Annotated in this window: 12 protein-coding genes; 11 read left to right on the forward strand and 1 reads right to left on the reverse strand. The window is 53.2% G+C overall.

Features of this window, described 5'->3' with window-relative positions; all coding sequences use genetic code 11:
- Window positions 1-5 precede the first annotated feature (5 nt).
- The gene (locus tag HK22_RS01960) at window positions 6-575 is read left to right on the forward strand and encodes an NIPSNAP family protein (RefSeq protein WP_086648142.1); all 570 of its coding nucleotides are present in this window, start codon (window positions 6-8) and stop codon (window positions 573-575) included.
- An 84-nt stretch (window positions 576-659) separates the two neighbouring features.
- Here the strand turns inward: HK22_RS01960 and HK22_RS01965 are convergent, their stop codons facing one another.
- The gene (locus HK22_RS01965) at window positions 660-1,343 is read right to left on the reverse strand and encodes a YfdX family protein (protein WP_062109960.1); all 684 of its coding nucleotides are present in this window, start codon (window positions 1,341-1,343) and stop codon (window positions 660-662) included.
- A gap of 389 nt (window positions 1,344-1,732) precedes the next feature.
- On the opposite strand from HK22_RS01965, the gene edd reads away from it, so the two are divergent.
- From edd to HK22_RS14900, 10 genes are all read left to right on the forward strand, one after another.
- Window positions 1,733-3,580: a phosphogluconate dehydratase gene (edd, locus tag HK22_RS01970; protein WP_086648143.1), complete on the forward strand. Its 1,848-nt coding sequence runs from the start codon at window positions 1,733-1,735 to the stop codon at window positions 3,578-3,580.
- Between the two features lie 12 nt (window positions 3,581-3,592).
- Window positions 3,593-4,216 (forward strand): bifunctional 4-hydroxy-2-oxoglutarate aldolase/2-dehydro-3-deoxy-phosphogluconate aldolase, encoded by a 624-nt coding sequence (gene eda / locus HK22_RS01975; RefSeq protein WP_062109964.1) that lies wholly within the window; start codon window positions 3,593-3,595, stop codon window positions 4,214-4,216.
- Between the two features lie 107 nt (window positions 4,217-4,323).
- Complete coding sequence (locus tag HK22_RS01980; RefSeq protein WP_086648144.1) at window positions 4,324-4,887, forward strand: metal-dependent hydrolase; 564 nt, start codon at window positions 4,324-4,326, stop codon at window positions 4,885-4,887.
- Window positions 4,884-6,461, forward strand: coding sequence for a bifunctional phosphoribosylaminoimidazolecarboxamide formyltransferase/IMP cyclohydrolase (gene purH, locus HK22_RS01985; RefSeq protein ID WP_086648145.1), 1,578 nt, complete (start codon window positions 4,884-4,886; stop codon window positions 6,459-6,461). The genes HK22_RS01980 and purH overlap by 4 nt, the downstream gene beginning before the upstream one ends.
- The gene (locus HK22_RS01990; protein ID WP_086648146.1) at window positions 6,458-6,808 is read left to right on the forward strand and encodes a hypothetical protein; all 351 of its coding nucleotides are present in this window, start codon (window positions 6,458-6,460) and stop codon (window positions 6,806-6,808) included. Before purH ends, HK22_RS01990 begins: the two co-directional genes overlap by 4 nt.
- A 137-nt stretch (window positions 6,809-6,945) precedes the next feature.
- The gene (locus HK22_RS14895) at window positions 6,946-8,205 is read left to right on the forward strand and encodes a hypothetical protein (RefSeq protein ID WP_143412361.1); all 1,260 of its coding nucleotides are present in this window, start codon (window positions 6,946-6,948) and stop codon (window positions 8,203-8,205) included.
- Between the two features lie 16 nt (window positions 8,206-8,221).
- Window positions 8,222-8,956 (forward strand): flagellar hook assembly protein FlgD, encoded by a 735-nt coding sequence (locus HK22_RS02005; RefSeq protein ID WP_077803924.1) that lies wholly within the window; start codon window positions 8,222-8,224, stop codon window positions 8,954-8,956.
- 176 nt (window positions 8,957-9,132) lie between these two features.
- A complete protein-coding gene (gene fliF / locus HK22_RS02010; RefSeq protein WP_086648170.1) occupies window positions 9,133-10,812 on the forward strand; it encodes a flagellar basal-body MS-ring/collar protein FliF in 1,680 nt (559 codons plus the stop codon).
- Between the two features lie 5 nt (window positions 10,813-10,817).
- Window positions 10,818-11,822: a flagellar motor switch protein FliG gene (locus tag HK22_RS02015; RefSeq protein ID WP_086648171.1), complete on the forward strand. Its 1,005-nt coding sequence runs from the start codon at window positions 10,818-10,820 to the stop codon at window positions 11,820-11,822.
- Window positions 11,822-12,107 (forward strand): hypothetical protein (locus HK22_RS14900; RefSeq protein WP_143412362.1); only part of this gene is annotated, 286 nt, incomplete at its 3' end. The genes HK22_RS02015 and HK22_RS14900, both read left to right, overlap by 1 nt.

Raw genomic sequence — 12,107 nt, forward strand, 5'->3', positions numbered from 1 at the left:
AGTCCATGAGTTATACAGAAACCATTATCCTTGATGTCCGGATCGGGCAGGTCCCAGTAGTGGTTTCTGCGCTCACGGGGCGTGACGGCCTCGCCGTGTGGGTGAGCGAAATTGGCGTGCTCAACCGGATTATCCTGTTTCGGACAGCCGACACCTATGCTGGTCTGCTCGATGGACGACCTGAACTTCTGGCTGCAATCCCCAAAGACTCCATCCAGAGCGTTGATGTCACAAGCTGGCGCATCATTTCGCCTCTGCTTCCCGCGGGAGCCCATGGCAGCGTCTATGAATGGCGCTGCTACGAGTTGAAGCTGGGGCAGGTGGGGGATGTGGAGGAAGCTTTTGCGGCGTCCCTCCCGCCACGCTTGGAACTGTCCGGGCTGGTCTGCGGGATGATTTCTCTCGAAGGCACGCCGCGGCTGGCCCATATCTGGCCCTACGCAGACATGAATGCGCGTATGGAGATCAGGGCGCACGCCGTAGCGAGCGGGGTCTGGCCGCCTAAGGTCGCAAGCTATCTGAGCATTATGGAAAATGCGATTTTGCTTCCGGCTCCCGATTCCGCCTGGCGTTAAGGCGTTCTGAATCATGGACAGGAAAGAGCGGTGAGGCTTTGGCCTGCACCGCTCTTTTTTATGCCTAAACCCGTGTCTGAAAAATTACTTCTTGGCGGGAGCCGGGGCGGCAGGCGCCAGTGTTTCGATTGTGCTTTCAGAAACGAACACCACCGAATTCAGAGCCTGGTTCAGGGCAGCCACAGCTTCCTGCGGATTATGTCCTTCGGTAAAGACGGTTGCCCGATAGACCGCACCCTGCACCGGCGTGACGGGAGCGAGCGCCATAATGAAGTCCGCATCTGCTCCCACGACCTTCATGGTCTCGGCAGCCTGATCCGTGTTGCCGGACTTCAGCTGGGCATTCGCAGAGACGATCGCGGCTTTCTTTTCGGGGGCCAGCGTCTCGCTCAGGATGAACTCACCGCCGACCGGAAGCCAGTCCGTCTGGCCAACGACAGGCTGGTGGTTGGCGATAACAGGATGCTGTGGGGCAGGATGGAGATCGTTTTCGGCAGCCTGAAATTTTTTGTCAGCCTTTTCCGCAGCAGCAAGGCGCTTCTGGGCATCGTACAGGGCCGGAATGGCGGCTTCGGTCTTGCCTGTCGTCTGGAGAATGTCCCGAGCCTTCAGAATATCCTGAAAAGCACGCTGCCCATCGGCAGAAAGATGATGAAACGCACGGTGTGCCTTGAATTTTTCCCAGTGTGTGTGCAGTGAATCGGCACTGGCAAACGGGGTTGCGCAAAGAATGGATGAAATTGCAGCCATAGCGGGAATAAATTTCATGATATTATCTCCGTGAATATTCTGTTCTGACCCCTATCGATATTTCATGAGGGTAGTTCAGACAAATTACCGATCATTTAATGACTGTTGGTCCATTTTTGGATTTTCCGAGTGGTACTCTGACGAGGGGCATTTCCTTGAGGATTGTGACTAACAGATGCAATTCTTTTTGTTGCGTCCTGAATGTGATTTTTGGAACTTATCGACGATATGAAATGATTTATTGAAATAAAAATGAGAATATTGAGGTTTTCATTTGGGGAACGGCTTGCCCTGAAGGAGGGGTTTCCGTATGAACGGGGCCTCAATCACGATACCGTGCCTTGCGCCGGAAAGTCGGCCTTTCCGGAGCGCATTGCAGGCATCAGCCGAGTAGCGAGTATTTCCAGATGTCTCTGAATCCTGTCGTCGAGAGTGTGACTGCCCGTATCATCGAGCGTTCGAAAATCTCCCGGCGCCGGTATCTCGCCCTGATGGAGCGCAACCGGGCCAAAGGTGTGCTCCGGCCCAGACTCGCCTGCGGAAATCTGGCTCATGCGATCGCGGCTTCCAGCCCCGACAAGCCGGAACTGATGCGTCCCACCGGGACCAATATCGGTATCATCACAACCTATAACGACATGCTCTCGGCGCATCAGCCTTATGGCCGCTATCCCGAGCAGATCAAGCTGTTCGCGCGTGAAGTCGGGGCGACGGCCCAGGTGGCGGGCGGCGCACCTGCCATGTGTGACGGTGTGACGCAGGGGCAGGAGGGGATGGAACTGTCCCTGTTCTCCCGCGACGTGATCGCCATGTCCACGGCGGTCGGTCTGAGCCACGGCATGTTCGAAAGCGTGGCGCTGCTCGGGATCTGCGACAAGATCGTACCAGGGCTTCTGATGGGCGCCCTGCGCTTTGGTCATCTGCCGACCATGCTGATTCCGGCCGGTCCGATGCCGTCCGGTCTTCCAAACAAGGAAAAGCAGCGCATCCGCCAGCTCTATGTTCAGGGCAAGGTCGGGCAGGCCGAATTGATGGAAGCGGAAAACGCCTCCTATCACAGTGCCGGAACCTGCACGTTCTATGGAACGGCCAATACGAACCAGATGATGGTCGAGATCATGGGGCTGATGATGCCGGACTCGGCGTTCATCAATCCCAACACGAAGCTGCGTCAGGCCATGACGCGCTCGGGAATCCATCGTCTGGCAGAGATCGGCCTGAATGGAGAAGATGCGCGCCCGCTCGCGCAGTGCGTCGATGAAAAGGCTATCGTGAACGCTGCTGTCGGACTGCTGGCAACGGGTGGGTCGACCAACCATGCAATCCATCTTCCCGCCATCGCCCGCGCTGCAGGCATTCTGATCGACTGGGAAGACATCAGCCGCCTGTCTTCCGCTGTTCCGCTGATCACCCGCGTCTATCCGAGCGGTTCGGAAGACGTGAATGCGTTCAACCGCGTGGGGGGTATGCCAACGGTCATCGCCGAACTGTCGAGCGCCGGAATGCTGCATCAGGATATCCTAACGGTCTCGCGCGGCGGCTTCTCCGACTACGCGCGCCGCGCTTCGCTTGAAGGCGAGGACCTCGTTTACAGCCGCGCAAAATCTTCCACCGACACCGACATCCTGCGTGACGTTGCAACGCCTTTCCGTCCGGATGGCGGCATGCGCCTGATGACGGGAAATCTGGGACGTGCGATTTACAAGAGCAGCGCCATTGCAGCGGAACACCTGACGGTCGAAGCGCCTGCACGGGTGTTTCAGGACCAGCATGACGTCATCACGGCCTATCAGAATGGCGAACTTGAGCGTGATGTCGTCGTGGTCGTGCGTTTCCAGGGGCCGGAAGCCAATGGCATGCCGGAACTGCACAAGCTGACCCCGACGCTGGGCGTGCTGCAGGACCGCGGCTTCAAGGTGGCGCTTCTGACGGATGGTCGTATGTCGGGCGCCAGCGGCAAGGTGCCGGCGGCCATTCATGTCGGCCCCGAAGCGCAGGTTGGCGGTCCGATCGCCCGCGTTCGGGACGGTGACATGGTCCGCGTCTGCGCCGTGAGCGGCCAGATCGAGGTGCTGGTGGATGCCGCCGAATGGGACAGCCGCACGCCGGTCGCCCCGCCGCTCCCGGCATTGGGAACGGGTCGGGAGCTGTTTGCGCTGCTGCGTTCGGTGCATGATCCGGCCGAAGCGGGCGGGTCTGCGATGCTGGCCCAGATGGATCGCGTGATCGAAGCCGTCGGCGACGATATTCACTAAGGAAGATTTCTCATGATCGATACTGCCAAACTTGATGCCGTCATGAGCCGCTGTCCGGTCATGCCGGTGCTGGTGGTCAATGACGTGGCGCAGGCCCGTCCGATGGCCGAGGCTCTGGTGGCGGGTGGCCTGTCCACGCTTGAAGTCACGTTGCGGACGCCCTGTGCGCTCGAAGTCATTGAGGAAATGTCCAAGGTGCCGGGTGCGCTCGTCGGGGCGGGGACCGTTCTGAACCCGTCCGATATGGACCGTGCCGTGAAAGCGGGCGCGCGCTTCATCGTCAGCCCGGGCCTGACCGAAGCCCTCGTCAAGGCTTCCGTCGCGCATGACGTTCCATTCCTGCCGGGTGTCGCCAATGCGGGTGACATCATGCGGGGTCTCGATCTGGGTCTGTCGCGCTTCAAGTTCTTCCCGGCCGTGACGAATGGCGGCATTCCCGCGCTGAAGAGCCTTGCCAGTGTTTTCGGCAGCAATGTCCGTTTTTGCCCGACGGGTGGTATTACGGAAGAGAGCGCCCCGGAATGGCTGGCCCTTCCGACCGTTTCCTGTGTCGGTGGCTCCTGGGTTACGGCGGGCGCCTTCGACGCGGACAAGGTTCGTCAGCGCGCAACGGCCGCAGCCCTCCTGAAGGTCTGAGCGCACCGCCACGGACGCTTCACGGGGCCTGCATCACGTCGTGGCCCCCGTGAACGTTTTATGAACAAATGGTTTGCGGGACGGGATGAAGCAGATCATAAGGGCGCGTGACTGGACGTTCCCATCTGTTGATCGGCGGCTTTGCCGTATTGTGTGCCATGCGCTGGCATGTGCTATCGCCTGAACCGCTCTCCGTCTGCACCGGGCTGCTGGGCAGCCTGCTACCCGACATTGATACCGAGCGCTCCATGCTTGGAAGCCGGGTGAAGATCCTCTCCCGCTTTCTGGCGAAAGCCTTCGGCCATCGTGGCCTGACGCATTCGGGCCTGATGCTGCTCATGGTTGCGGTCGTCATGAATGGTCTGATGGGCCCTGAAAGTCTTCGCGGACCGTGGGGTGCCCTGCTGCTCGGCGCTGCGACCCATATCGCCGCCGACCTTCCGACAGGAGGCTGTCAGGTTTTCGCCCCCCTCAGCCGTTCGCGACTTTCACTCTGGCCCTATGTCCGGACTGGCGGCATCGGGGAAATCATGCTTCTTGTGCCCATCCTCTGCCTTCTGTGCTGGGCAGGATTTTCCGGTAATGGCCCTGTTCCGGGTCATCATCCCCCCTCTGCGCATCACTCGCGGTTGCGCGGACATGTTTTGAAGGATATTTCATTCTCATCATGACACAGACCCGACTCCCCGTCCGCCGCGCTCTTCTCTCCGTTTCTGACAAGACGGGACTGATCGAACTGGGGCGTGCGCTTGCCGCCCACGGTGCGGAACTGCTTTCGACCGGGGGGTCCGCCAAGGCTCTTCGTGACGCCGGTCTGACCGTCAAGGATGTCTCGGACCATACCGGTTTTCCGGAAATTCTGGACGGGCGGGTCAAGACCCTCGTGCCTCAGGTTCATGGTGGCATTCTCGGACGCCGCGATCTCGCCGATCATGTTGCGCAGATGGCGAAGCATGACATCGCTCCGATTGATCTGGTCTGTGTAAATCTCTATCCGTTCGCCGCAACCGTTGCATCGGGTGCAGGGGACGAAGACTGCATCGAGAATATTGATATCGGTGGCCCCGCCATGATCCGCGCGGCTGCCAAAAACTTCGATCACGTCGCGATCCTGACGGATCCGCAGCAATATGGGGCGGTCATCGCGTCACTGGAGCAGGGCGGTACGGTGCTGGTCGAACGACGGGGCTACGCGGCCTCCGCCTACGCCCACACAGCTGCCTATGACAGCATGATCTCCCGCTGGTTTGCCAAACAGGCCGGCGAAATCCTGCCTCCCGTCCTGACCCTGAGCGGAACACGGGACGATCTGCTGCGTTACGGCGAAAACCCACATCAGAAGGCGGCTTTCTATCGTGACGGCAGCCAGCGTCCGGGTGTGGCGAGCGCGCGGCAGCTTCAGGGCAAGGCGCTGAGCTACAACAACATCAATGACACGGATGCGGCGTTCGAGGCTGTCGCCGAGTTTGATGAACCGACTGTGGTGATCGTCAAACATGCCAATCCATGTGGCGTGGCGTCTGCAGCAACGCTGGAGCAAGCCTGGATTGCGGCTCTGCGCTGCGATCCCGTTTCGGCTTTCGGCGGTATCGTCGCCCTCAACCAGACGCTGGATGGTGCCACGGCCCAGAGGATCAGTAAGATCTTCACGGAGGTGATCGTGGCTCCCGATGCCGATGCCGATGCCGTCGAGGTCCTTGCAAAGAAAAAGAACCTGCGTCTGCTGCTCACGCAGGGCGTGCCTGATCCGACCGCTGAAGGGCTGTCATTCCGCTCGGTCGCAGGTGGTTTTCTGGCCCAGAGTCGCGATGCCGGTCGGGTAACGCAAGCCGACCTCAGGGTCGTGACCAAGCGGGCGCCGACGGATCAGGAAATGAAGGATCTGCTGTTCGCGTTCCGCGTCGCAAAGCATGTGAAATCAAACGCCGTCATCTATGTCCGCAATGGCGCCACGGTTGGCATTGGTGCCGGGCAGATGTCACGGGTAGACAGCGCGCGGATTGCAGCGCGCAAGAGCGAAGATGCCGCAAAGGAAGCCGGAGAGCAGGCCCCGCTGACAATGGGATCGGTTGCAGCTTCGGATGCGTTCTTCCCCTTCGCGGATGGTCTTGAGAGCGTCGTTGCGGCGGGTGCCGTGGCTGTCATTCAGCCGGGTGGCTCCATCCGCGATCAGGAGGTGATCGATGCGGCAGATGCGGCCGGGATCGCCATGGTATTCACCGGCATGAGGCATTTCAGACATTGAAAAAGCTTGCTTGCGCCAGCCTGGTTCTGGCTCTGTCCCTCTCCACAGCGGAAGCTGCTCCCTGTGTCTATGACATGACGCCCCTTCCTGTGATCAAGGGGGTTGTCGCTGACATTACGCCTACTGGCGTACAGCTTAGCGATGGGACAGCTGTGATTCTGCCACAGGAGTTTCTGGCGCATATCCATCTGAACCAGAAGCTGGCCGTCAGAGGACTGATTTCGGTGGCAACCCATACGGTACAGGCTCTGGCACTTGATGGTAATCCTCCCATCTGCCCGAGCACGCCGGCGATCCCGCATGGCGCCTTTCCAGGATCGCCTGCATACGACACGATCCATCCCTGACCTCCCGCAACAGGCTATAGTATTAGGCAGTAGTTAAACGCTTTCTTTACGGTTCTTGTGCAAAAATTTCCCGGATTTACCGATGCTGGCGGATCCGGAGGCCCAAGTTCTTGTCACATGTCACGACATCCGCAGTTATGTCGACCACGGGCCTCGGGCGCACTGATATTGCTCCCGGGGCACAACTGGCCTCCAATGAGCGGTTCCACGATTTTCTGGCAAGCTATGTGCACCCGGAAACTCCCAAACACTCTGAAACCAGCCAAAAAACCTCAATAGTCAAATCCCAGTCTGCAACAAAAGCAGAGCCTCTCGCATCCGAACGGACAGCTCAGAGACAGTCTCCAAAAGCCGAGACCTCAACAACGTCCCCTGTGCGACCAGCCGCAGTCTCACATCTGGAAGAACATACTGTCCTTCCGAAACCCGCAGCTGCTCCTCAAAGTCAGACCCTTCCAACTGCCGTACAGAAGGGCGCCTCTGATGGCAGTAAAGAACAGCCACAGGATAGTAGCGTTCCGAATAAATCGCCCCAATCCGTTGCGCAGAAAAGTAGCGATAAATCTTTGCCGAAGGATGGTCTGAGCCCAACAGAAAATGAGTCATCTCAAACGGAGGGAGATGATTTCGTTGATAACAATACGACGTCTCTTCCTGTGAAGGAGGCAAGCTCTGCGGCGGACGGTAAGGGAGAGTCTGTTTCAAATAAAACAAATCAGATCAGCGATCTTATTGGGAATAATAATTCAAGAGTTATTTATGATAATGAAATATTGGAGGAAAATAAAAAAGAACAAAATATAGAATTCAATCAATCCGAAAATTCTATAAAAATAGAAAACAACTCTTTTATTGACTCAGATTCGATTTCTTCGGAAAAAATGCTGCCTGAAGTATTGAATGAGACAACTCCTGAGACACAGGCAGAAAATACCACTGCACCCCCCGGTGATGAAGAGAAAATCTCCCGGCATGCTGATCCGCATGTTCAGCTTTATCAAGAAGAAAGTAGTGAAAATAATATAACTCATATCGAAATGAATGTTGGAGAAAACGAAAAAATACATATAGAAATTAATGGAACTATCAGTAAAGAGCATCGGATTCATATTAATACGGATAATCCGGAGGTTTACCAGTCGCTTAAAGAAGACAAAAGTACACTAATTGAAGCACTGTCTGATAATTCATCTTTTGTTTCTGGCGCGCAGTCCACAGTGAAAGCAGATATCCAGATCAGTCTTTCGCTGCCAGCTTTTCTTGACATGTCGTCTCGTGATGAGCGGCAGGAGGGCAACACCCGCTCATCAGGTTCATTACGGGGCGATACGCCTGAAGCTTCAACTTCTGTCGCTGAACGCCGATTTCTCCGCGGCGTCGTCGATCTCACAGTCTAAAAATAGGATTGAAATCATGGTCTCTTCAGTTGGTACAACAACAGGCAGTACATCTCTTTTGAGTCAGGCAATAAGCGCAGCCAAAAGTAATGCCGCCACAAATGCCGCTGCGTCGTCCAGCACCGCAACGAGCAGTTCAAGCAGTTCCTCCTTGTCTTCTCTGGGCGGAAACTTCAATCAGTTTCTTACACTTTTAACGACGCAGTTGCAGCATCAGGATCCCAGCAATCCGACCAGTACTGATTCATTTACTGCGGAACTGGCCCAGTTTGCCGGTGTGCAACAGCAGGTGCAAACCAATACAAACCTGACGAGCTTGATTTCAGCCACGCAGGATAACCAGATGGCTTCTGCTGTCAGTCTTATCGGAAAAACAACGACAGCCAGTACTTCCAGTCTCCCATTGCAAAGTGGGACGGCCTCTTTGTCTTTTACCGCACCTCAGGCTGGAGATGTCGCGATTGCTATAACGGATAGTACGGGGACTGTCGTTAAATCCGAGACAATTGATGCTTCAGTTGGAACAAATACCTGGACATGGGATGGTAAAAATAACAGTGGGATACAGCTAAGCAATGGCGCTTATACTGTGGCAGTAGAAGGGAGTTCAACAGACGGGACCAGCGTTGCGCTTCCGACTACGGTAACAGGAACGGTTACAGGCGTTTCAAAGGGAAGCACGGGGGTTAATATTGATATGGGTAGTGCCACCATCAACATGAGCGACCTAACCGGCTTTTCAAGTACCTGATTTCAGGAGCCTTCGAGATCGATTGTTAGTCATGTATTAACCTTTTTGCCCCACAATGGAGTTTATCGAAAAGTAAAGTTTTAGGAACAGATTCGCATGTGGGCAGGGCAGGGAGGTTTTTCTGACAGGAATCGCAACGATTACGATTCTCTGAAAAATTGGAAAGAGAGCAATCAGTGAAAGCTCTTCTGGAAAACCTTAAGCAGCTCGGCCTCCCACGTCTGGCAGCTCTTGGTGGCGTTGGCGTCTCAATGCTGATCCTGTTGGGCGTGCTGGTCATGCATGGCATCAATGCCACTAATGGTCTCTTGTATCGTGATCTGGAACCCCATGAAGCTGGTGAAATTGTAGACCAGCTCTCAAAAGCCCATATCAAATATCGTCTTCAGGATCAGGGTAGTACGATCATGGTACCTGATGATGATGTCGCGCGCGCCAGGCTACTTCTCGCTAAGGGAGGTTTACCGTCTGGAGGTTCAGTTGGATATGAGATTTTTGACAAGGGTAACAGCTTCACCGCAACTCAATTTGAACAGACTATTAATGAAACCCGCGCCCTTGAAGGGGAGCTGGAAAGATCCATTCGCCTTATTCATGGTGTGCAGAATGCCAGAGTTCACCTTGTATTGCGTCATAGGGAACTTTTTTCAACAGATGAGCAGAACGCTCAGGCGAGCGTACTTCTTTCCATGGATGGCGGCCGCCGCCTTGATGAAGAAAATATTGCCGCAGTTGTTAACCTCGTTGCCGCCGCAGTTCCCGGATTGGATGCACACAATATCTCGTTGATCGATAATCGTGGCCACGTCCTGCTCAAGCAAGGAGAAGGAAGCGTAAATGGTGGTCAATCCTTAGAAGAGCAGCGTCAGGTATTTGAACAGCGCATCGCACATGAAGTTGAGGATCTGTTGGGATCATCGCTTGGCCCTGGGCACGTTCGTGTAGAAGCGAATGTTACCATGAACAATGATCACGTTCGGGAAACACAGGAAAATTACGATCCTGATCAGCAGGTTTTACGCTCTCAGCAAACTAAAAGCGAAAAGAATATTAATACTCAGGGCTCCGCTAATACGACAGTTTCAAATAATCTTCCTAATGCGAATGCAGGACAGCAGCAGAACGGGAGCCAGAGCAATAGGCAGGAGCAGACAAACAATTATGAGATTGGTAAAACAGTACGTACTTTAATTCAGGACCAACCTCGTATTGCACGTATCAGCATGGCAGTGATGGTCGATGGCATCACTCAAGCTGATGGAAAAGGTCATTCGTCTTGGCAGCCGCGCAATGAAGAAGAGCTGGCTCGTCTAACAGCGTTGACTAAAAGCGCAGTTGGCTTCGATCAGGGGCGCGGGGACGTGGTAACTGTCATGTCCATGAAATTTACCGATATGGAAACTGAAATGCGGCCCGAGGTTTTCAGATGGGGAAAATTTTTCACTCACTCAAATCAAATGGAAGCCGTAAGATTTAGTCTATTCGCTTTTTGTCTTGTAATGGTATTATTTTTTGTTGTCCGACCTTTATTGAAACCAGTCGGGGATAATAAGCCTGAAAGGCTTCTTGCCTCTGCAATTTCTGGGGCTGGGTCCCAATCTCTATCCTCAACCTCCCAAGCCGCGCTTTACCTCCCCGATAATCAGTCGGATAGACAAAAATTACCACTGCTTGCAGTTCCCGATGGGGAAAGAGACTTGGTTGATGAAGAAACTGTTTCTGTTAATGGAGTGCAAGGCAGAATTAGAGCATCATCCGTACAAAAAGTCATAGATCTCGTAGAAACACACCCTGCAGAAAGTATTTCTTTAGTGAGAGGGTGGTTAATGCCTGCCCAGGAAGGAGCATCGAGATAATGGATATGGAAAAAAATATCTCAGGTGTGCAGAAGGCTGCCATCTTGATGATGGCGCTGGGTGAAGAAAATTGCTCTAGGTTATTTGAACAAATGCATGAGGAAGAAATCAGAGAAGTTTCTTCAGCAATGGCTCAGCTTGGTATTGTATCATCAAATATCGTGGAAAAAGTATGTCATGAATTCAGCCAAGGTTTAGGAACTGCTGAAGGAGTGGTTGGGGATCTTGAAAGTACAGAAAAACTTCTCAAGAATGCGCTTCCCGCCAATAGAGCAGCGGCGATTATGGAAGAAATTCGCGGTCCTGCGGGCCGGACAATGTGGGATAAATTAGGGAATGTACCAGAAGCTGTACTTGCTAATTACTTAAAAAATGAATATCCACAAACAGTATCGGTCATCTTGAGCAGGATAAAACCTTCTCATTCAGCTAAAGTATTGGCACTTTTCCCGGAAGAGTTCTCTCTAGATATTATGATGAGAATGCTAAAAACAGAAACGATACAAAAAAGCGTAATCCAGAGCATCGAAAAAACTTTGAGGTCAGAATTCGTTTCTAACCTGCCTCGAGGGGTAAATCGTAATAGCCACGAAGTATTAGCTGATATATTTAATAATTTTGATAGAAGGCTCGAAAATCGTTTTATGACTGCTTTGGAGCAACGTAGCCAAGAAGATGCTGAACAAATTAAGAGCCTCATGTTTACGTTTGAAGAACTTGTGAATCTGTCCGGAGAGGGTTTGATAACGTTGTTGAATCAAATTCCTCGGGAAAGTCTGCCATTAGCACTGAAGGGTGCAAGTGATAGGCTGCGTCAAGCATTTCTGGCGTCTATGTCTGATCGGGCAGGGCGTATTCTGTTGGATGAAATTGAAGATCTTGGTCCTGTCCGAGTGAAGGACGTTGATATAGCACAAAATGAAATTCTCATTGTTGCTAAAGATTTGGTGGATCGTGGAGAGATCGATCTGATTGACCAAGAACAGCCTGGAAATGAAATGATCGTTTGATGGCTAAGCAATCTGTGGAAACGCAAAAAAAAATAGGAAATTTATATGCTGAGGATTTTGGAGAAATAGAAAATAAAAAAAATAATACCTTAGAGGATCAATCCATACCTCCAGTTTTAGAAGAAGAAAATGTAAATTCTCAAGATACTTTAAACGAATACTATAATAAAGGCTTTCAGGATGGATTAAAGAAAGGAAAAAAAGAATACGATATAGAAAAAGAAAAAATTAATACAGGAAAAGATTTAAAAAATTATTTCATATCAGAAATTTTGTCTATAGAGG

Source organism: Gluconobacter sp. DsW_056 (genome assembly GCF_002153595.1).
In the GTDB taxonomy this organism is placed as follows: domain Bacteria; phylum Pseudomonadota; class Alphaproteobacteria; order Acetobacterales; family Acetobacteraceae; genus Gluconobacter; species Gluconobacter albidus.

What these genes read in the sequence shown, in the direction of transcription:
- HK22_RS01960 (WP_086648142.1), top strand. Translation starts at nt 6, where the DNA reads ATGAGTTATACAGAAACCATTATCCTTGATGTCCGGATCGGGCAGGTC.
- HK22_RS01965 (WP_062109960.1), bottom strand. Translation starts at nt 1,343, where the DNA reads ATGAAATTTATTCCCGCTATGGCTGCAATTTCATCCATTCTTTGCGCA.
- edd (WP_086648143.1), top strand. Translation starts at nt 1,733, where the DNA reads ATGTCTCTGAATCCTGTCGTCGAGAGTGTGACTGCCCGTATCATCGAG.
- eda (WP_062109964.1), top strand. Translation starts at nt 3,593, where the DNA reads ATGATCGATACTGCCAAACTTGATGCCGTCATGAGCCGCTGTCCGGTC.
- purH (WP_086648145.1), top strand. Translation starts at nt 4,884, where the DNA reads ATGACACAGACCCGACTCCCCGTCCGCCGCGCTCTTCTCTCCGTTTCT.
- HK22_RS14895 (WP_143412361.1), top strand. Translation starts at nt 6,946, where the DNA reads ATGTCGACCACGGGCCTCGGGCGCACTGATATTGCTCCCGGGGCACAA.
- HK22_RS02005 (WP_077803924.1), top strand. Translation starts at nt 8,222, where the DNA reads ATGGTCTCTTCAGTTGGTACAACAACAGGCAGTACATCTCTTTTGAGT.
- HK22_RS02015 (WP_086648171.1), top strand. Translation starts at nt 10,818, where the DNA reads ATGGAAAAAAATATCTCAGGTGTGCAGAAGGCTGCCATCTTGATGATG.